We start from the raw sequence: 18,881 nt of genomic DNA on the forward strand, positions 1-18,881 counted from the left end.
GTAGGAGTTGCCGGCCTCGGCGAGGGCACGCAGGTCCTCCTCCCGCCCTTGATCCGCTAGCAGTTCCACCAACCGGCGGGCAGCGTAGGGGTCACCATCATCGACATGGTGGTGCAGGAACTCGATGGCCTCTTCCTCCCGCCCCCGCCCCGCGAGCAGCTCCACCAACTGGCGCGCGGCGTAGGAGGAGTTGTCGCGAGCGGCCTTGCGATAGAGAGATTCGGCATAGGGGAATAGGAGTCGTTCATCTGCCGCGGCCCCTACCCGGGTTTGGTCATGAGGATCTGTGAGGTGATCGGTGAGCGCCTGCCAGCAAGTGTCGGGCACTGTGGCGTCGCGTCGCTCGTGGCCTGCATGTTGCTGGAGGTATTCGGCCACGCGGTAGCCGCTGATTTGCCCCATGGTGTCGGGCGGGGCGAGCGGGGTCAGGGCCGCAGCTCCGTTGTGCCGGGCCGTGGCATAGGCCAAGGCGGCCTCAAACCAGTTTGAAGGTGCGGTGGCGCGGTGGGAGGGGTCGCAATAGCCGGGCGCGGCTGCACGAAGCAGCTCCGCGTTGAGAGGAGACTGAACACCGAGACGGGTGGCGTCAATGGCAGCGTTGAGGACGGCACCGGCGTAGGGGTCGGCGTTGCGCCAGGCCGCCACCAGGTTAGGGCCAGCAGCCATAACCTGTGTTAACCCGTAATCCTTCGATTTCAGGGCCGTTGCGACGCGCTGGTCCCCCGCCTCCGCAACCTCATGGGCGCGCTCTTGTTCGGACCGAGTGAAGTCCTTGTCCAGGTGGACCTTCTCGGCCAAGCGCAGCAGCTCCCGATCGTTGCCACATACGTCCGGCTGACCGCTCGAGGGGAGGGCGGTGTAAGCCTGGTACCGCACAGACCACAACGTGCCGACAAGTACGGCGCCGTTGTCCATCAATGCCCGGGCTGTGGCAGCGGTCAAGCCGTCCGGGCGGCCGAGGAAGTTCTGCAGTTCGTCCAGCCACACCACGAGGTGCCGGGGCGGATTTTCGGCGACCCGGCGAACGTGATGAGCATCGTTCGGGCGGAGCAACCACCAGTTGGGAATCACCGCACGCAAGGCCTCAATGGCGGTGCGGGTCTTGCCTACTGAGGAGCCGCCGATCAGCAGCACGAACCCACCCCGGGTGGAGGACTGTTTCGCTAACGCCAGACGCCGATGGTGGTTACGGTACTCTTTCGCGGCCTGCCGGATCAGGGCACGGACACCGCAAGGTTCGAGATCGGTGTCCCGGTCAACGTATAGCGGCAACTCGCCGGCGGTCTCGTCGGGCACTTCGATGGCGGCGTGCACCCCCAGCCGTCGTGGATCCGCGTGCATGACCTGCACAAGCCCTGCATCTGGGGGGGCGACATCCGCCACGCGCTGGCGAGCGGATTGCCAGGCTAGCCACCGTTCCCGCGGCTCCCCGCACGCCCGTAGGTACATCTCCAGGGTCTCGGAGTTGCACCGCCCGAACGTTAATAGATCACTGAGCGTGCTAGATGGCAGTCGCCCATCTGGCACTGCCTCCTTTGCCGCGCGGTCCAAAGCGGCGTACGAGCGATTCCCCCGCAGCCCCCGGAGCGCTGTGATGAACTCATCGAGGGTCTGTACCTGTGCCAGGTCATCGGCAGGGGAATCGGCAGCCACCGAACCCGCTCCTTTCGCCGACGCCGGCTGTCCGAGCGGAGGACGACGGATGGCCCGGACACCCCTTGCCCGGCCTTGGCCCTCCCTCCGCGGAGATACAGCTCAGCTTGCCTCGCCTCGCCCTATCCCGCAGCCCAAATGCCCGACCTGCTCCGCATCTGCGGCCGGATCCCCTAGTCCCCGACTGGCATAAGGGGTCGTCTCACCACCGGACACTCTGGCCACATACAAGGAAGACCCTGAGATGCAGCAGTTCTTGCCTTGGATTCCTGTGATCACCTCGCTTCTGAATCTGGCCGCCGCCCTCATTCCATGGGTCCGCCGCCCGCCCCGCTCCTCCACCAGCACCCGCGATGACGCCCCGGATGATCCTCCTCCACCCCACCGCTGATTCCGCATGGTGTGGTCGGCCAGGTCGGCCGGGATCAGGCCGGCGGAGAGGGCCCGCTCGCGGCTTGGGGTGTTCTCCGGGGTTGTACAGCCCGGGGAGAGGATCGGCGGGTATCCAGGATCGTCCCCGACATGTTCGCCGAAGCGACCCGCTCGCCCGAGGTGGCGGCGGTATTGAGGGAACAGGTGGGCGGCGCGCGCCGTAACAAGGTTGCCGCGATCCTTCACCGCGCCGTCGAGCGCGGCGAACTGCCTGCCGGCACCGACATCGAACTGGGTCTGGACTTCCTGGCCGGGCCCCTCTACTGGCGCGTCAGCATCATTCAGGCCGCACCCGACCCGGAACGCATGCAACGCCTCACCGACAAGATCATCGCCGCGCTGGCAATCTGACACCGCTGTCCACCTGCGAAAACATCACACATGGCGGCTGGTGGAGTCAGCCTTACCGACAGGCCGAAGGGCAAGACCAGCTTGCCCCCGGGGCAAGAGGTGCTTGCCCCCACCCCGAGCTTGATCATTTCGGTAATGCAAGGGTGTGATGGTGACGGAGGGTGAGCCAGGGAGGGCTGGCCTCTGAGCAGGCGGAACGTATATGCCTCGGTGTGATCATGATCATTTGGATAGAGCGGGACCATCTGGATACAGCACTCTGCGTGATCGATTCCTCCCCCGCCCCTTCCTCTCGCCCTCGCGAGCGTCGTCCCGCCGTACGGGCTCGGCGGGGTCAAGGGTCGGCCGCAGGCCGATGGGCGTAGCCCGACGCGCAGCGCCCTTGACGCCGGCGAGGCCTCCGTACGGCACGCTCGGCGGCGAGGGCGGCCGACATCGGGCCGTCACATTGCAATGCCTCGGTGTGCTGGCCTGTGGATGGCGAAGTACGGAGGGGGGCGCACTAGGCGCCCCTTTTTTGGTGGCTGTACGTGCAGTGGGGGCGGCGGCCGCCGAGATCAGGGGCCCTGATTAGTTATCTTGCTGCGCCCCTGGCGTCGAGCTCGCTGCGCCCCTGGCGTCGAGCTCGGCCAGGCGGGCGCGGGCGGCGGCCAACTGCTCGGCGAGCGCGGCGGGCGGGGTGCCGGTGGAGCCGGGGCGGGCGGCCTCGGCGGCGGCCAGGCCCTCGTGCAACTGGACCGCGCGGCGGGCGTAGCCGCGCTGCAGCTCGGCGTGCCCGGGCCGGTCGGGGCCGTGCGCGGCCAGCAGGGCGGCGGCGCGGGTGAGCAGCATGGTCTGCTCGGCCAAGTCGGCCGGGACCAGGCCGGCGGAGACAGCGCGCTCGCGCACCCCGGGCTGGGCGGTCAGCGGGTCGCCGGGGGGCAGGCGGTCGGCGAGCCAGCGGTCCAGGCGCTCGGCGGCGCCGGCGGGGCCGTGCTCGGCGGGCCGGTCGGGGTCGGCGGTCAGCCAGTCCCGCACGACCTGATCGGTCATCGCGGTCTCGGCGGCGCCGTAGCGCTGCTGGGCGGCCCGGGCATCCAGCCCCGATCATGACACGGGACCACGGGCCCTCCGTGGTCCCGTGTTTTTCTGTGTGCACCCCGCGGTCCCATCCCTGGGACTCACTACTTCGGCACTGTCGTCGGCTGCCGAAGATGACGTCTCTGCTGGCGCTCGGAGCGCCGCACGGGCAAGTCGTTCTTTGCGCACCCGGGATGATCCCAGCCAATGTAGTCGTGCTACAAGCCGTGTATTGTGGGGGTACTTAGCGACAGTCATTTAACTCCCGTGGCAACGCGGGTGTTCGGACGCTAAGAAGGAGGCCCAGGCGGTGGGGAGCACCGCCCGGGCAGCTATCACCTCCTTAACAGGGTGACGAGTGTGGCGCCTGGGAGAGTTCTTAGTGGGGCTACTCCCAGGGCCAGCTCCGCTCGTCGGCCCACGTCCACAGCCTCACGGCCGCGTCCGTCGCGAGAATGCGCTGGATCCAGGTGCTCGGAGCCCGGTCTCCTGCCGCGCACGAGCACGTCCGCTTCTTCCCGCTTTTCCTCTTCTTGCGAGGTTTCCCCATCTTCTCCCCATTTCTCCGGGTTGGATCCCGGGCCCGGTGATCCAATCAGAAGGGGAGGGAGTAACCTGTAGCGACAGCCTACAGGTCCGTGCGGCGTACCGGTTTCCCCGCAAGCCGAAGCGATTCAACCCGCCTTTCTATCCTGACTCATAGCCGTTTTTAGGCTCGACCGAATATCTTTCCGAATTGATTCCGAGGACGCTTCTTCGGGAATCTCCGGAAATTCGATCATGATTTGCGCTCCTTCAACTCCGCGAGTCCGACGCGCCTTGGCCAAGGCCCTCAGCGCCTCGGCGCGCCGCCGGCGGGCCAACCCCTCACGACGCCGCTCATGCAGCTCTCGCTGGTGAGGCTTCCCCACCTCCACCCAGGCGGCATGCCACGCTCTGGCCGCCACCTCGCTGACTTGGCAGACCTGCACGATCGCGGCCACCACCTTCCACCTGGCACTGCGTTCACCGCGAAGGACCGCGCCGACGGTCGACCGCTTCAGAAGTCCGCTGAGGTCGCGCTGCGCCAGCTCTCGGTGAGAGATGCGGCGCTCTCGCAGGAGGTTGCGCAGGGCGCACAGAAACGCGTCGTACGTCCATAGGCCATCTGGAGGACCTCCCCCGGCCCGGGACAGGCGCGCCTGACGCCGCGCCGCGTCGACTTCCTGCCACTGCTGCAGTGTCTGCTCAACATCGAGATCGAGCACCCGGGCGATGTCTATGAGCAATTCACGTGCCGGCATCTCCCGGCCGGAGAGCGCACGTGAGATCCGGGAGCGGTCACGCCCGACCCGGATCGCGAGCTGAGCCTGGCTCAGCTCGCGATCGCGCATTTGTTGTTCCAGGGGCCAGACCATCTGGTCGAGCGTGATCTTCCTCCCCACTCAGTCCTCCTTCGCCCCTGCTTGCTCTCTGTACACCGAGCCGACACTCGACTCTGGGAATACAGAGGATGCGGGCGTGACAACGCGGTGTCCACCAAGAAGGTGGCCTGATGTGCGCCAGTGGCCACAAACAGGTTTTCTTCGTACGGGGTCGCGCCAGCACTGTGCAGGTCACTGAGAGTGATCGCAAAGAAGGCGTGCGATTTTTCGCGATCGCGGCATGGAGCATCTGGCCGGCGAGCCGATGCCGCGCTTTCGAGAGCGCGGCCTGCCCGAGGCCAAGCTGAGGTGAGTTTTCGGACCACCTGCGGTCTACTCCTGGTCCACCGGAACGCGGACGGGGCCGGGCGCCTGCTCTCCGGCAGGCGACCCGGCCCCGCGCTACCCCAGGCGCAGGGTGATCTTAGCGCCGAGTGCACCTCTCGTCACGATTTGCACAGGGTGGGGCGGAGATGGGCCCAGGTGGCGGGCTGCATGGTCATGCAGAGCGGCCCGGATATTCGGACATCCGGGACGGAATCGACGCCAGCCCGGGAGCGCTGTCGCATTTGCCCAGGTAGACGCCGCTTTCTCACCAGGCAGAATTGCAGTACTGACGTGTTACCGGCAGGTAATACGGTCCCGGGTTCGGACGCGCTTCCAGCCGTCGACGGCGAGCCGTAGCAGAGCGGGCCGGGCGCCGGCCGGTGAAGATGGGCGATCTCGTCGAGGGAGATCCCGTTTCGCGGTGGGATGAGTGGCATGGGACTGCGATGGGTGCCCCGCGCGCGGGCGGGCGGCCTGGAGAAGGCGGAGCCGGCCTCGGCGCCGGTGCGGGAACCGCGGCCGGCGCTGTGGTGGATCGTCCCGGCCGCGCTGGGCATCGGCGGCGCAATCGGTCTGACCGCCTGGTGGCTGCTGGCGGCGCTACCCGCGCTGCCCGGCGCGGCATTGGCCACCGCCCGGGTGGAGATCGTGCGCACCGCGCTGGCGGCCGGCACTGGTCTCGGCGCGGCGATCGCGCTGATGCTGGCGTTCCGCCGGCAGCGGCACCAGGAGATCGCGGCCGCGCACGCCACCCACGACGCGACCGAGCGGCGCGTCACGGAGCTGTACACCAAGGCGGTCGAGCAGCTCGGCAACGCCAAGGCCCCAGTCCGCCTGGGCGGCCTGTACGCGCTCGAGCGCCTGGCCCAGGACAACCCCGGCCACCGGCAGACCATCGTGGACGTGATCTGCGCCTACCTGCGCATGCCGTACGACCCGCCCCGAGATCCCAGCGCGCACGAGAAGATCCGCTCCGCCCAGCGCGCCGCCCGCACCCGCGGCACCGGCCGCCATGCCGCCCCGGGCACCGACTCCCACGAGGAGCGCCAGGTCCGGCTGACCGCCGAACGCATCCTCACCACCCACCTACGTCCTCCAGACCCTGCCCCGTCCTCCCGCCGGTGGCAGCGACGCCGGCCCCCGCATCCCAGCCGGTTCTGGCCCGGCACGCGCCTGGACCTGACCGGTGCCACCCTGCTCGACGCGGACTTCACCGGCTGCCAGATCACCGACGTGATCTTCACCCACGCGACCTTCACCCACGCCGCCCGTTTCGAAAGGGCAACCTTCTCGGGCAAGGCCAGCTTTGACGCGGCGACCTTCTTGAGCGAGGCCAGCTTTGGCACGGCGACCTTCTCCGGCCAGGCCGGCTTTAAGGAGGCAACCTTCTCCAGCAGAGCAGACTTTGACCTGGTGACCTTCTCGGGCAAGGCCAACTTTGACGCAGCGGCCTTCTCCGACATGGTCAGCTTTGACGCGGCGACCTTCTCCCACACTGCCCGGTTCGCCGGGGCGACCTTCTCCGGGGAGGCCTGGTTCCTCAGGACGACCTTCTTCAACGAAGCCTGGTTCCTCAGGACGACGTTCTCCGACATGGCCAACTTTGGCGCGGCGGTCTTCTCCTGCGGCGCGCACTTTGACTCGGCAACCTTCTCGGGCCAGGCCGGCTTTAAGGAGGCAACCTTCTCCGACAAGGCAGCCTTTGACTTTGCGACCTTCTCTGACGAGGCCCGGTTCGAGAATGCGATCTTCCACAGCAGTCTCGACGTGAGTGAGACCCACGGAGTCCAACGCGTAGAGCTGACTGGCGCCGAGGTGCGCGGGTCGGGCACGAGGGTGTGGCCCGCAGGGTGGCATGTAGAGCCTGCAGACGGGAGCGAGGTACTCCGCCGTACCAACCCAGGCCCACGCCAGGAGGAAACGAAGACACCAGAAGAACAGACGGAAGCAGGACCGTGATGGCTTCCCGTCGGCGACCAGGGCGCGCCGACTCCTCCGGCCGAGCTCGGGGACGTGACGCTTGTGGTCGACCTGGTGCCGGTCATCGCGGCGCTCGATATCGCCACCAGCAGCGTACGTGCAAGGCGGATGACCGCCCTGCTCACCGAGACGACCCGCAGCGGGGGCGGCCGCATCGTCGTGGAGGTCATCGCCAGCGCCCCGCCCGATAGTCCCCCGGCCAGCCCTCCCGATGCCCCTCCCACCTAAGTGGGAGGGGCATCGGCACGCCGTGCCCTAGGTCAGCCCTATGGCAACCAGCACATCGCCGCCCCGACATCCAAGAGTTTGGTGCTCCTACAGGCGCGGGCGTGGCGCCCCGTACGCGAGTGCGGGTGCGTCCGGGACGCACGGACGCACACGAAGGGCCGGGCAATCGCGGCGGCGCGGGCCAGTTCGTGCGCGCCTACGCGGGTACGGAGGAATTGCACGCTCCTGCCCCGCTGCGCACTTCCTTTTCACGTCATCGACTCGAGGAGCAAGGCGTGCCTGAGCAGACCCCACCCCCGAAGGATCATGGAGCGCAGCAGGACAGTGACACGGGATCGTCACGGCTGATGGCTGTGGCGAACACGGCGCTGGTCGGGATCCCCGCCGCGTATGCGACCTCCGGCTCGGTCACCATCACGGCGATCGCCACCGTGGCCGCGTTCGGGTTTGCCGTCCTCGCCCGTCGTCGCAGATAGAACCCTCCCTCGTGCGCCGCTCCAAAAAATCTTGGTGGCGGAATTGCACGATCGGCCTTCCCGGCGACACTAACGCCGCGAATCCCTCGCTCAGCGGCGCTCGACGCCCCGGGACCCCTCCGGAGCCTAGAGCGCCTGACGTGGGCGAGGATTCCAACCAAGGAACCGCGTGATCACGCGATCACCATGGGGACGAGCGAACCCCACGTCGAAGGAGGACGCACATGACCCGCCGAAACAGGCCCCCATGCTGGGCTCTACAGAAGGGACGCGACCCATGTTCAAAGCCACCGAGTTCGAGTTCGCCACCCTCGAGCGGACTGACTCGTTCGACGACTACTACCGCAGCGACCTGACGACGCTGACCCGCTTCCTCCTGCACCTGGGGGCCTCCGTCGAGGACGCCCGGGATGTCGCCCAGGAGGCCATGCTGGCGGTCCTGAACAAGTGGCGTTTCGTAGACGAGCCTCAGGCCTACGCCCGCGCCGCGGCCAAGACCATCTTCATGCGCCGCATCGGCAAGGCCAAACGGGACCAGGAGGCCGCCAAGCGTGCCTGGGTCCCCGAGCAGCTCCGCTCCCCGTTCGTCAGCTTCGCCGCCGAGGTCGAGAGCGTCATGCAGATGCTCCGCACGCTCCCGCTCGAACAGCGGGAGGTGATGGCCTGGACCCTCGACGGTTACACCCCGAGCCAGATCGCCAAGGCCACCAACCAGAAGCCCGCCACCGTCCGGTCGCACCTGCGGCACGCCCGCGCGTCCCTCAAGAGCCAGCTCGCCCGCAACCGCAACACGGCCCGGGAGGAGGAATGAGATGGAAAGCAACGCCGACATCACGCTCGACCAGCTGCTCCAGCGAGCCTCGGCCTCCCTGCTGACGTCCCTGGAGGCCGCGGTCGACGTCGAGCAAGCTCTCGCCGAACTCCATCGTCAGGCCACCGAGCGGCAGGCCGACGCGAACGAGCCCGGACGGGCTTCCGCGCGCTGATCTGCCTTGATGCCACAGCAGAAGGAAATGGCCGCCCCTGCGAGGCGGCCATTCCTCGGCTTCAGCTCCTTCGCGCCGACCCTGGACAGGTGGCCGCGGCCGCCAGCGCCGCGCTCAACCGTCGCTTAGGGCCTCTGATCGCCGCCCAGGACGGAGGAGGACCACTCTCCGCCAGTCCGACGGCGATCACCCCACCCGATAGCCCCCCGAACACCCCCTGACGCCCCTCCCGGTTAACTGGGAGGGGCATTGGTGTCCGGAAGTTCAGGTCAGCCCCATGGCAACCGACCTCTGGGCAACCCGACATTCAGGGGGAGCGGTACGTCAGGCCGGGGTCACGGGGGAAGGGGTGTCGGCGGGCAGGTCGAACTCGTCCAGCCGTACGGCATGCCCGTCGCCGAGGTCGAACAGAGCGTCGCCATTGGCTGCGCGCCGCAGGGAGGTGCCTGCAAGCGCGTCCAGCAGGGCGTGCAGGCGCGGGTGGGGCGTCGTGCGCAGGAGGGCCGCCAGATGCGCGGACTCGCCGGCGCGGGCCAGGACCACCGAGAGCAGGTTAAGGCCCGTGCGGCGATGTTCCTCGGCGGTGTGCCGGATCATGTGGTGTCCGGTGATGCGGGCGCTTGCCTCGTCGGGGGACAGCGTGTAGAGCAGCATCAGATGCCCGCGGCCAATCGCCACGTGCGCCCCTTGCGGCAGGCGGGGCCCGAGCGCGTCGCCGGCCATCACAGCGCCGGTGCGGGGATCGACGATCCCGCCGCACCGGCCCACCGCCGGTCCTCCCCGGACGCCCGGGAATTGCTCGATCGTCGCATCGATCCACCGGCCCTGTTCGGGCAGCGTCAGGATGCAGTGGCCGTTCAGCTCGGGAAGCGGCTCAACATCCCGCCAGGTCGGCATCTCCGGAGCGCATCGGGTCATCGCGCCGGTTCGCCGGTCATGGACGATGACCTCGGTCGCCCGCAACTCGGTGACGACGCCGATCTCCCCGAGGGCGTACCCCAGCGTCCGACAGGCGTCCACACAGCGATTCGCGCGCTGCCCCGACTGTGATCCCGCCCAAGTCATGGCGAGGAAGACCGGCATGACCGCTTCTGGGGGCGTGTCGCCGGCGCTGAACTGCGCCAGCCCCGCATTGCTCGGGTCCAGCACGCCGAGCGAGAACGCGCCAGGCTTGGGACCACGACGCCGACGCGCCGACTTGTCCTTCTTGGGATTGGGGCGTTTCGCAGCCATATCCGGGAGAGTAGATCGGGACTCCCCACATGTCCCGGGCCCTGCGCAGGCCAGGCGGGCCCCAGCACGCACGCGAGCGCGAACGCGTCCGGGACGCATAGGGACGCATGGACGCACGAAGGGCCGGACGATCGCGCCGGGGTGGGCCAGCTCGCACGCAGGTACGCGGATACCTGCGCGCGTACCTGCGTAGGCGCGCGCGGACGGGCGTCGGGCGCGCGTCCGCGCGTATAGGGGATGGCACCGGAATACGGCGGGGGGCGGGAGCACAGTCCCGCGCTCTCCGGGATGACCGCCCTGGGCGAGGCCTGCTCGCGCGGGCGCGAGCAGGCGGGAACCTCGCCGAGCGTTACCATCGCTCATAGGTTCTATTTCAGAGGGAGGCCATGACCTCAGCGCTCGTGCAGATCCTCGCCACTGGCGAGCGCGCTCACCTGCTGCGCTGGGTGCGCCACCCTGCCGGGTGGACAGCTGTGCTCCGCCAGGTGCGCTTCCGCGACCCGGTCGACTTGGCCGACAAGCAGATCATGATCGTGGAGGAGTTCGAGCTGCCCGGCGATGCGATCGCACCGGTCCCCGGCTACGAGGCTGGTTGCCGCCTGGTCCCAGCGTTCGACGCCGCTGGCCGGCCACTCCCCCGCCGCGCTTCCTAACCGGGCCGGCGTCGGCTGTGCGTGCCGTTGGGGCGCAGATCCAGATCTCGACAGGCCGGACTCGCCGACACCCTGGGAGAGATGCCCTCGCCGAGCGGGGCCGGGCATGCTGGCCCCGTAGCCGAGTCTCCGGGGGACGTCGATGATCGTGGTCGTAGCTGGTGGCATGGGGGGAACCGGTCGCACCACGACCGCCCTCGGCATGGCGGCCGCAGCGGCCGCCGATCAGCACCCGGTGACCTTGATCGACTCTGACCGCGGGGGCTACGCCACAGCGGTCGTGCGCGACGTCGTCGCGCTGGCCGAGCTGCTCCAGGCCCCGGTCAAGGCCCTGGCCGGGGAACCCAGCGAGGTGCTGGGCTGGGTCGCGGCCCGCGCTCCCGGCGGCGAAGTCGTCGTGGTCGACCTGCCGCCGGGTGACCAGAGCGACGCCGTCTGCGCCGCCGACATGGTGGTCATCCCGGTGCCGCCGCCCCAGCGGCCGCTCCGCCAGCTCGCGCCCGCCGAACCCTGGTCACCGCGCCCAGCGCCGCCCCGACCCATGCCCTACGGCTTGCAGTGGGCCGACATCGACGGCATCCGGTACGTCAATCCCCGGGCCGAGGTAATCGTCCTGGCTACTCAAGTCGGCCCCTCCGCCGACGTCGCCCACCTTCGCCATGCCGCGGCCGCGCAGGGGGTGCGGACGCTGGAGAGCGTGATTCCCCACTCCCGCGCGCTCCAGTCGGCGCTCGCCGGGGGCGCTCTGCGCTGGGACGTCTTCGCCGACCTGTACCGAGAGGCCTGGCACGAGCTTCGCCCCAGCTCTGCGGACCGCTAGGAGGCGTTCTCCGGCTCCCAACACCGGGTCCATACACGCCCATACACCGCCCATACCCGTGTCTGACGTGTGTACGGGCGGTGTATGGGCGTAGTGTTGCGGACCATGAAAACGGTGGCTGTGGTGAATCAAAAGGGTGGGGTGGGCAAGAGCGCCACCACGCTCAACCTGGGGGCCGCGCTGGCCGAGGTCGGCCGACGGGTGCTGCTGATCGACCTGGACCCGCAGGGCCACCTGACGAAGGCGCTGGGACTGCAGGCGGCGCCGGAACACGCCAACATGGCCAAGGCCCTTCTCGGACAGTGGGCGGGGGAACTCGCCGAGCTGGTCACGGTCTACCGGGACAACCTCACGGTCGTACCGACCAGCGAGGACATGTTCTTGCTCGAACCGCAGATGTACGCCAAGACCGGCCGGGAGTACCTGTTGTCACTCCTGCTGGACGCGATGCGCCCGGCGTTCGACTACTGCCTGATCGACTGTCCGCCTTCACTCGGTGCATTGACCGACGACGCCCTGGTGGCGGCTCGAACGGACGCCGAGCGCGAGGGCTGGGTGCTGATTCCGGTTGAGGCGGAGGACTCTTCCCTGGACGCGCTGCGCCTGCTGCTGCGTCAGATCAACACCTTGCAGACGGTGCTGGGCATCCGGGTGCCGATTGCCGGCCTGGTTGCCAACAAGTACGACGCGCGCCGGGGCAGGATCGCCACGTCCACCCTGGAGGCGTACAGGAATCACCCGACGTTGCGCCTGCTGGAAGTCATCGGGGACCGGAAAGAGGTGCGTGAGGCGTGGCGGTTGCACCAGCCTGTCGTGGAGCACGCGCCCAACAGCGAGGCCGCCGGGTGGTACCGCAATCTGGCCAAGGAGATCGAGGCCCGGTGAGCGCGTCCCGCAGCCTGCCTGGCCCGGACACCTCGGGGACCGATCCAGACGCCACGCTCCGGCAGCGGTTCAGCCTAGGAACACCGCCGCCGGCCCCTGCGGCGGGAGCCGTGGGGGCCGCGTCGAGCGGGGTGCCCGGGCTCGGCTCGTTCCCGCCACCGGCCCGGCCGCCCGAACCGCCGGCCCCGAAGAAGAGCGGTACTCGTCCGGATCCGAAGGGAATGCGGCGGACGTCCTACTACATCTCGCAGGAGGCCGCCGAGGCGATGGAGGAAGCGGTCGGCCAGGTGGTGGAAGCACTGGGCGGTCAGATTCCCAAGCACGTGGCGCTATCGGCGCTGATCATGGCGGGAGCCGGACAGGTGCCTCAGGTCACCGCGAAGCTGACTGAAGACCAGCGGGCTCAGCTCGCCGAACGGATCAGTGCGTTGGACGGTACGGAACAAGGCCCATAGGCAGTGTATGGACCGTCCATACACGCCCATACACCTTCCATACACGGCACCACATCCGCCCTCCTTTACAGTGTAAAGGAGGGCGGATGTTCATGCTGTCGCGCCAGCAATGGCCTGTTGGTGGGCCGCGAGTATGGCTTCGCGTTCGGCGGGGTCCCGAACAGTCAGCAGACGGCGGGCGAGGGCACGGCCGCGGGCGGTACGGTCGACGGCCGCGGCGGTGTCGGCCGGGGGCATCGCACGCCAGGTGGGCGGGGTGGGAGTGGGGGAGATCACCCGGGAGCCGCTCAGATCGTCCGTGACGGCCCCCGGGGGGGTCTCGGGGCCCATGACCCCGGTTGAGGCCTGTACGGCGCTGAGAGCGCCGCTGAGGGCCGCATGATCGGCGGTGATCGCCGCGCAGGCCTTGCATGCGGCATCCAGGTCGAGCTGGTGGCCGTCCTCACATCGCACATCGGGACAGGCCAGGCCGCGCCGGACGAGCCGGACGGCGAGCGCGGCCGCGTCCCGGATCTGCTCGCCGGCGGCGAGCCGTGCGGCGAAGTGCGCCCAGTTGCGGGCGGCGCGGTCGGCGAGCTCGGCGCCGGTGCGGTGGGCCAGTTCGGCGGCGATGGCGGCCAGCACCCGGCGGGAGCCGTGCTCGGGGATGCGCGAGGTCAGCTCCGCGGGCAGGGTCCGGTAGACGGCAGCAGCGGATGCCGTGACCCGGGTGCGGGCCCGCCTCGGCGTGGGTCGTCCTTTGCCGGTGATGGGCTTCGCGGCGTCAGCCGCGGCCGCTTCCCGCGCGCGTGCGGGAGAGGTCTTCCCGAGAGGGGAAGCAACATCCGGTGCCTCCTCAATGGGTGCCTCGGGAGTGGGTGCCTCCTTAGGAGTGCCGGATTCTGCCAGAGGTGAGTGCCGGTAGGTGCCAGGGGGTAGTGCCGCGATTTGCACGGGGTCCCGGCGGGGGGCGACCTCCTCCCGGCCGTACTCGGCATAGCGTGCGGCCGCCCGCTCGGCGTCCTGCGGGTGCAGCGACACCGTGATCCGCAGCCACCCGCCCCGCTCGCCGGCGACCACAGCCAAGCCCACGGTCTCCAGCTCGCGCAGACGGCGCCGAATGGTGTCGGGCGAGACGCCCAGGCACTCCCCCAAGCGGGCGTAGGTCTCCTCCAGGCGACGCGGGACAGGACCGTTCCGCAGCGCCCGATCCACCAGCACGCCGTACAGCCGCCAGGCCCCTGGCGAGACGCGCCCAGCCGGGCGCCGACGCCCGGCCCACATCAGGTCCAGCGTCCAGGCCGGGACCGGCGCCCAGGCCTCGCCGGTGTCGCGCGGCAGGCGCAGCGCTAGGTGCAAGACGCTGCGCTTGCGGCCCCGGGGCGCCGACCGCGCCAAGTAGGGGCCGGCCCCGTCCAGGTCGGCCAGGAGCTCCCGTCGCACGTCGTCCAGGGCGGTGGTCGATAGACCCGCCCCCGCGGCCACCACCTTGCGCCGGGCGATGGCGGGCAGGCGCCCGCCAATGCCGTGGCCCATGAGTGTCTCGTACGTCGACCACACCCACACGGCCGCGTCGCCGTGCGCGGTGCTGTAGAGCAGCGATCGCGGGATCTGGACGATCCCGCCGGGTATTGGTTCGGTCCGCACCGGGGTGCGGTCGTGGTTGCTGTCGGCCGCCTGGGTTACAGTGCCGATGTGGGCCATTAGGCCCCTCCAAATCGCTCGGACCCGATCAGCGAACGGTTGCCAGGCCAGGCCGCTGGACGGGTTTGTTTCAGGTTTGGGACGGCGTCGGCCCGGTCACTGACCGGGCCGTTCGCATGTCCGGGGACGTGCGAACCCGGCACGTGTCTACTCCGCAACTCCTCGTGGTGCCACGACAACACGCCCGTCCGGCGTGTCGCCCATACACGGCCCATACCTATGTATGGGCCGTGTATGGGCCGTGTACGGACGCCCATACACGGCCCATACACCAGAGCAAAAAAATCTGTGTCGTCGACGACAGGCCATCGAGGCCCTCCCCCACGGGGAAGTGTGTCGGGAACGTTTGGGCAGGGCGTCCTGAAACACAGAGCGAGGCCCTCGCCCGGGGAAGTGGGCGAGGGCCCGCGGAGGTGGTCAGCCATCGGCGGCCTGTTCGCCGGCGGGGCAGGCGCTGCACAGGTTGCCGAGCATGAGTGGGTCCCGCACCCACCCGCAGCCACCGGGGCACGGGGCGTCCTCGGTGCAGCCACACACCCGGCAGCGTGGGCGGTCGGTGGGCTGGGGGCGGGGGTAGGTGGCGTAGACGCCGACGCCGACCATGAAGCCGTAGTTTTGGATGTCTCGGGCCAGCCGAGTGGCCTCGATGCCGTCCGGGCCGGGGTCGCCGAACAGCCCCGAGATCTGTTCCTGGTCGGGCATGTTCAGGTACAGCAGGCGGTGGCTGGTCTGGCGGCGGGTCATCTCGGCGTGGACGGCGCGCAGCGTCATCAGCAGGTCAGCGGGGGTGCCGTCGCCGGTCCCCGTGGGCTGGCCGATCAGCGCGGACAGCGCGGCCATCTCGGCGGGGACGTTGGCGTCGAACTCGTCGCTGGGGTTGAGGTACAGGGGCGCGTTCATGGTCATCTCCTTGCGATTGGCGCGTCCGGCCCGTCCTGCACGCCGAGCATGTCGATCAGTTCGGTGGCCTCGTCCTCGGTGCGGGCCATGCGGTCGCACAGGCGCCGCACGGCGGCCGTCTCTCGTGGGGTTGGCGGGTGGACGGCGAACATCGCGGCCTGGCTGCTCGTGGGGGCCTCGGAGCCGGACGGAGCTGCACGCCCGCTGCGGGGCCGCCGGTCTGCCGTCGTGTGGCGCGCCGGCTGCTCGGGGGCGGGGACGTCCTGGAGGGCGGCGGCCACGGCGTCGTACACCCGCTCGCGCAGGCGCTGTACGGCCTGGGCGGCCCGGGCGGCCGCGGTGCGCACGGCCGGGTCCGGGCAGTCGCGGGTGATCTGCAGCAGGCGGGCGTCGTCGATGTCCTGCAGCCAGCGGCGGGCCGGGTCGGCCGCCGCGGGGGCGGCCGACCCGGGGGACGTGACGCTCATGCGTGGGCTCCGGCCAGCAGCGCGATGAGGACGAGCACGCGCCAGGCGCCGGCGGCCGCGGTGAGCGCGACCTGGGCGGTGACCCGGGTCCAGGACGCGCGCCACGGGCTGGGGGTGTGGGGGAGGGCCGGCGTGTGGCCGGCGGGGATGGCGGTCATGCCAGCGCCGCCAGGACGGCCAGGGTCAGGGGCACCAGCGCGATCAGGAGGATGTCGGTCGCGCGGCGGACCTTGGCGTACTTGGTGACGACCAGGCGGGACAGCGTGAGCAGGTCGCCGGCCCGGTGCCGCTCGGTGCCTTCGGCGATGACGTCCAGGAGCTCGTCGACGTCGGCCGCGCGCGCGTAGGCGATCAGGCCGGTGCCGCTGCCGGTGCGCAGGACCGGCCGGATGGCGCGCAGCAGCACGGCGGCCGCGGCCGCCAGCCCGAGCGCTCCGGCGGCCGCCAGCAGCCGGGCCGGCGTGGGCATGCCGGCGGTGAGGACGATGGTGAGCACGACGGTGAAGGCGACGCCGCTGAAGCCCAGCAGCAGGTGCACCTTGGTGTCGACCCGGGTCAGCTCGGCCCGCGCCGTGGTGGTCTCGGCGTCCAGGACGTAGTGGGCCTCCGCCTCCATGCGGTCCAGACGGGCCTGGAGGGTGGGGTTGGCGGCGGTGGCGGCCGGCCGGGGCGGCTCCCACAGCATGAGCTGCCGGAGGGTCTCCTCGTTGATCTCTGTGCTCGGGTGGGAGATGTCAGGGCTGATGTGCATGATGGATGGGTCCCTTCTGTTCTGATCTGGCGGTTGGGATCGCGGGCGCGCCCTCCGTGGGTTGACTTGGCGGTTTGGCCACGGAGTGGTCGCGCCCGACGTCTGTGGGCGGCGGGAGGGCGAACAGCGGCTCCATCCCGGCCGTGCGGCGGGCGGTGCGGGTGCGGGCGGCGTTGGCCGCGTGCTGGTCGGCGTCGTAGGCCAGGTGACAGCGCTGGCACATGGCCAGCAAGTTCTCTTCGGCGCAGTTCTCCGGGACGTGGTCCAGGTGCGCGACGGTGAGCACGACGCGCGACCCGGTGACCGGGTAGGTCGCCATCCCCTCCGGGGCCAGCCGCCACGGGTAGGTCGGCACGCCGAACCGTGAGCCTTCGGGGTCCCAGAAGGCGGCCCGGGCCCGGCTCACCGGCCACCGCCAGGTCCTCGCCCGCGTACGGCACCCAGGACGGGCAGGAGCGGCAGTAACACCGCAGCGGAGGGCAGTATCGGCCGATGCCGGGCTCGGGCTCGCCGGCGAGCGCCGCCGGGGTGTGCACCGGGCAGCGCCACCCGGCCGCGTACGGCCGGACCGCCAGCTCGGCGCCGCAGCGGCGGCCGCCGGCGGCGTGCCCGCAGGAGCGCCGCACGGTCCCTCACCGGACCGGGCGAGGACAGGGGCGGGGGCGGAACTCCACGTCGAGGTCGGCGGCGTAGAGGGAGCGGTGGCAGGTGGCGCAGCCGTACAGGACGGGGCCGCCGTCCAAGGCGCCGTGGCAGGACGGGCAGCACGCCTGCGGGGCGGCCGCGGGGGAACGACGCGGGGGCATGGCACGGGCCTCACCGGGCGGCCGGGGTGTCGAGGATCGCGCGCAGCAGGGTCTGGTGCGCGGGGAAGACGCTGCCGTCGTCGAAATTGGCGGCCAGGTCGTGGGCGAGGGTGTCGTAGCTGTCGGCCCAGATCCAGGCGGCCTGGCGGGCGTCATCGGCGCCGGCCACTGTCGGGTAGGTGCCCTGGATCCCCAGGTGGAGGCGGGCGGGCCAGGTGACCATCCAGGCGTGGTCGCTCGCACGGGGGTCGGGCACGTAGCGGGGGGCGGGCAGGAGCTGCCAGCCGGCGTCCTCGGGCAGGTGCAGGCCGGTTTCCTCGGTGAGCTCGCGCACGGCCGCGTCGGCGGGGGTCTCGCCGGGGTCGAGCGTGCCGCCGGGCAGGGCCCAGCCGTGGCCGTCGCCGCGCTCGATCATGAGCAGCATGCGCAGCCCGCAGGGGTCGTCGAGGGTCACGATGGCGTCGGCGCACTTGCCCTCGCCCCAGTGCCACAGGTCGCCGCGGCCGGGCCGGCCGGGGCGCTCGCAGGGGTTGATCGGCAGGCCGCCGACGACGTCGTGGGGGATCCAGGCCTGTGCCTGGCGGGCGGGCCAGTCGATGCTGGTCGGGTCGATGTCGATGTTCGCGTCGCGGTAGGTCATCGCGGGCCTTCCGTGGGGGTCGCGGAGGCGGGCACGGGGGCGTCGCTGGGGTGCAGGGGCGGCAGGTCGGGCACCGAGCGCCAGGGCCGGGTGAGGTAGTCGTAGGCCTCCTGGGTCCAGGCGGGTGTGGTGCCGATGAGGTGGCGGGCGGCCAGGGCGACGAGCACGGGGGCGTAGACGTCGCCGCCGAGCTCGTCCATCCACAGCGTGTCGGCGTGGGGGCCGAGGGCGTCCTTGGCGGCGCGCTCGTGCCGCCCGACCGTCTCGGTGTCCTGGGCCTCGATGCCCTGGTGGTAGGCCGTGGCGGTGGGGCCGTCGCCGTCGTCCAGCAGGAGCGCCTGGCCGGCGGCGATGGCGGCGCGCACCTGCCGGGCCTGGGGGCCGAGGATCGGGTCCAGGTCCGGCAGGCCCTCGGCGACCCGCCACGCGTCGGCGACGACGAGGACGGGGCTGGTGACGACCTGGCCGTCGCGCTCCCACTGGTCGGGGTGGGGCGGGCTGAGCGGCTCGACACGGACGAGCCGGAGCGGGGACCGGTCCGGCTCCAGGATGTCGGCGGCGCTCCATCCGGGCGCCGGGCAGGTGATGTCGATGACGGGCAGGTGGCGGGGGTCGGCGGTGACGAACCGGGCCGCGTCCAGGACGGTGCCGGGCGGGGCCGGGCTGGTGAGCAGGGTGTAGAACTCGGTCATG

At 70.4% G+C, this 18,881-nt stretch carries 22 protein-coding genes and 1 pseudogene; 10 read left to right on the top strand and 13 right to left on the bottom strand.

From position 1 onward, the window contains the following. Positions 1-1,350: pseudogene (locus tag D5H75_RS39690) on the bottom strand (hypothetical protein); the annotation flags it as partial. Positions 1,351-2,055: 705 nt separating this feature from the next. On the opposite strand from D5H75_RS39690, the gene D5H75_RS39695 reads away from it, so the two are divergent. Further along, a complete protein-coding gene (locus D5H75_RS39695) occupies positions 2,056-2,436 on the top strand; it encodes a TetR-like C-terminal domain-containing protein (protein ID WP_202638973.1) in 381 nt (126 codons plus the stop codon). A gap of 570 nt (positions 2,437-3,006) precedes the next feature. Here the strand turns inward: D5H75_RS39695 and D5H75_RS39700 are convergent. Continuing rightward, a complete protein-coding gene (locus D5H75_RS39700) occupies positions 3,007-3,468 on the bottom strand; it encodes a hypothetical protein (RefSeq protein WP_119931798.1) in 462 nt (153 codons plus the stop codon). Between the two features lie 701 nt (positions 3,469-4,169). Beyond that, positions 4,170-4,919 carry a helix-turn-helix transcriptional regulator gene (locus D5H75_RS39705; RefSeq protein ID WP_119931799.1) on the bottom strand — a complete coding sequence of 250 codons (750 nt, stop codon included), beginning with the start codon at positions 4,917-4,919 and terminating at the stop codon, positions 4,170-4,172. Positions 4,920-5,660: 741 nt separating this feature from the next. Here D5H75_RS39705 and D5H75_RS39710 point away from each other — a divergent pair. The 5 genes from D5H75_RS39710 to D5H75_RS42485 all read left to right on the top strand — a co-directional run bounded on the left by D5H75_RS39710 (position 5,661) and on the right by D5H75_RS42485 (position 8,895). Continuing rightward, entirely contained in the window at positions 5,661-7,184 is a 1,524-nt protein-coding gene (locus tag D5H75_RS39710) for a pentapeptide repeat-containing protein (protein WP_147425446.1), read from the top strand. Between the two features lie 54 nt (positions 7,185-7,238). Further along, a complete protein-coding gene (locus D5H75_RS39715) occupies positions 7,239-7,433 on the top strand; it encodes a hypothetical protein (RefSeq protein WP_147425447.1) in 195 nt (64 codons plus the stop codon). A gap of 275 nt (positions 7,434-7,708) precedes the next feature. Continuing rightward, complete coding sequence (locus tag D5H75_RS41095) at positions 7,709-7,909, top strand: hypothetical protein (RefSeq protein WP_147425448.1); 201 nt, start codon at positions 7,709-7,711, stop codon at positions 7,907-7,909. 277 nt (positions 7,910-8,186) lie between these two features. Further along, a complete protein-coding gene (locus D5H75_RS39720; RefSeq protein WP_202638974.1) occupies positions 8,187-8,720 on the top strand; it encodes an RNA polymerase sigma factor in 534 nt (177 codons plus the stop codon). Position 8,721: 1 nt separating this feature from the next. Then, positions 8,722-8,895 (top strand): hypothetical protein, encoded by a 174-nt coding sequence (locus tag D5H75_RS42485; RefSeq protein ID WP_202638975.1) that lies wholly within the window; start codon positions 8,722-8,724, stop codon positions 8,893-8,895. A 324-nt stretch (positions 8,896-9,219) separates the two neighbouring features. Here the strand turns inward: D5H75_RS42485 and D5H75_RS39725 are convergent, their stop codons facing one another. Then, positions 9,220-10,128, bottom strand: coding sequence for a hypothetical protein (locus tag D5H75_RS39725; protein WP_147425449.1), 909 nt, complete (start codon positions 10,126-10,128; stop codon positions 9,220-9,222). A gap of 386 nt (positions 10,129-10,514) precedes the next feature. Here D5H75_RS39725 and D5H75_RS39730 point away from each other — a divergent pair, with 386 nt between their 5' ends. The 4 genes from D5H75_RS39730 to D5H75_RS39745 all read left to right on the top strand — a co-directional run bounded on the left by D5H75_RS39730 (position 10,515) and on the right by D5H75_RS39745 (position 12,941). Continuing rightward, positions 10,515-10,781: a hypothetical protein gene (locus D5H75_RS39730; RefSeq protein ID WP_119931804.1), complete on the top strand. Its 267-nt coding sequence runs from the start codon at positions 10,515-10,517 to the stop codon at positions 10,779-10,781. Positions 10,782-10,923: 142 nt separating this feature from the next. Further along, positions 10,924-11,601: a nucleotide-binding protein gene (locus D5H75_RS39735; RefSeq protein ID WP_119931805.1), complete on the top strand. Its 678-nt coding sequence runs from the start codon at positions 10,924-10,926 to the stop codon at positions 11,599-11,601. Between the two features lie 105 nt (positions 11,602-11,706). Continuing rightward, a complete protein-coding gene (locus D5H75_RS39740) occupies positions 11,707-12,486 on the top strand; it encodes a ParA family protein (RefSeq protein ID WP_119931831.1) in 780 nt (259 codons plus the stop codon). 221 nt (positions 12,487-12,707) lie between these two features. Continuing rightward, positions 12,708-12,941, top strand: a complete 234-nt coding sequence (locus tag D5H75_RS39745; protein ID WP_119931806.1) for a hypothetical protein — start codon at positions 12,708-12,710, stop codon at positions 12,939-12,941. Positions 12,942-13,031: 90 nt separating this feature from the next. Here D5H75_RS39745 and D5H75_RS39750 read toward each other — a convergent pair whose 3' ends face one another. The 9 genes from D5H75_RS39750 to D5H75_RS39780 form a co-directional block, all read right to left on the bottom strand. Continuing rightward, positions 13,032-14,624 carry a hypothetical protein gene (locus tag D5H75_RS39750; protein WP_119931807.1) on the bottom strand — a complete coding sequence of 531 codons (1,593 nt, stop codon included), beginning with the start codon at positions 14,622-14,624 and terminating at the stop codon, positions 13,032-13,034. Positions 14,625-15,041: 417 nt separating this feature from the next. Beyond that, the gene (locus tag D5H75_RS39755; protein WP_119931808.1) at positions 15,042-15,524 is read right to left on the bottom strand and encodes a hypothetical protein; all 483 of its coding nucleotides are present in this window, start codon (positions 15,522-15,524) and stop codon (positions 15,042-15,044) included. Between the two features lie 2 nt (positions 15,525-15,526). Beyond that, positions 15,527-15,991: a hypothetical protein gene (locus D5H75_RS39760; protein ID WP_119931809.1), complete on the bottom strand. Its 465-nt coding sequence runs from the start codon at positions 15,989-15,991 to the stop codon at positions 15,527-15,529. Continuing rightward, entirely contained in the window at positions 15,988-16,149 is a 162-nt protein-coding gene (locus D5H75_RS42490) for a hypothetical protein (protein ID WP_202638977.1), read from the bottom strand. The genes D5H75_RS39760 and D5H75_RS42490 overlap by 4 nt, the downstream gene beginning before the upstream one ends. Then, entirely contained in the window at positions 16,146-16,742 is a 597-nt protein-coding gene (locus tag D5H75_RS39765) for a Pycsar system effector family protein (RefSeq protein WP_119931810.1), read from the bottom strand. The genes D5H75_RS42490 and D5H75_RS39765 overlap by 4 nt, the downstream gene beginning before the upstream one ends. Continuing rightward, positions 16,726-17,148 carry a hypothetical protein gene (locus D5H75_RS42495; protein ID WP_202638978.1) on the bottom strand — a complete coding sequence of 141 codons (423 nt, stop codon included), beginning with the start codon at positions 17,146-17,148 and terminating at the stop codon, positions 16,726-16,728. The genes D5H75_RS39765 and D5H75_RS42495 overlap by 17 nt, the downstream gene beginning before the upstream one ends. 226 nt (positions 17,149-17,374) lie before the next feature. Next, positions 17,375-17,548, bottom strand: a complete 174-nt coding sequence (locus tag D5H75_RS42500) for a hypothetical protein (RefSeq protein WP_202638981.1) — start codon at positions 17,546-17,548, stop codon at positions 17,375-17,377. Positions 17,549-17,558: 10 nt separating this feature from the next. Then, entirely contained in the window at positions 17,559-18,188 is a 630-nt protein-coding gene (locus tag D5H75_RS39775) for an NUDIX domain-containing protein (protein WP_119931812.1), read from the bottom strand. Beyond that, complete coding sequence (locus tag D5H75_RS39780) at positions 18,185-18,880, bottom strand: hypothetical protein (RefSeq protein WP_119931813.1); 696 nt, start codon at positions 18,878-18,880, stop codon at positions 18,185-18,187. Before D5H75_RS39780 ends, D5H75_RS39775 begins: the two co-directional genes overlap by 4 nt. Position 18,881 lies beyond the last annotated feature (1 nt).

Origin of the sequence: Bailinhaonella thermotolerans, from assembly GCF_003594875.1 — a bacterium.
Taxonomy (GTDB): domain Bacteria; phylum Actinomycetota; class Actinomycetes; order Streptosporangiales; family Streptosporangiaceae; genus Bailinhaonella; species Bailinhaonella thermotolerans.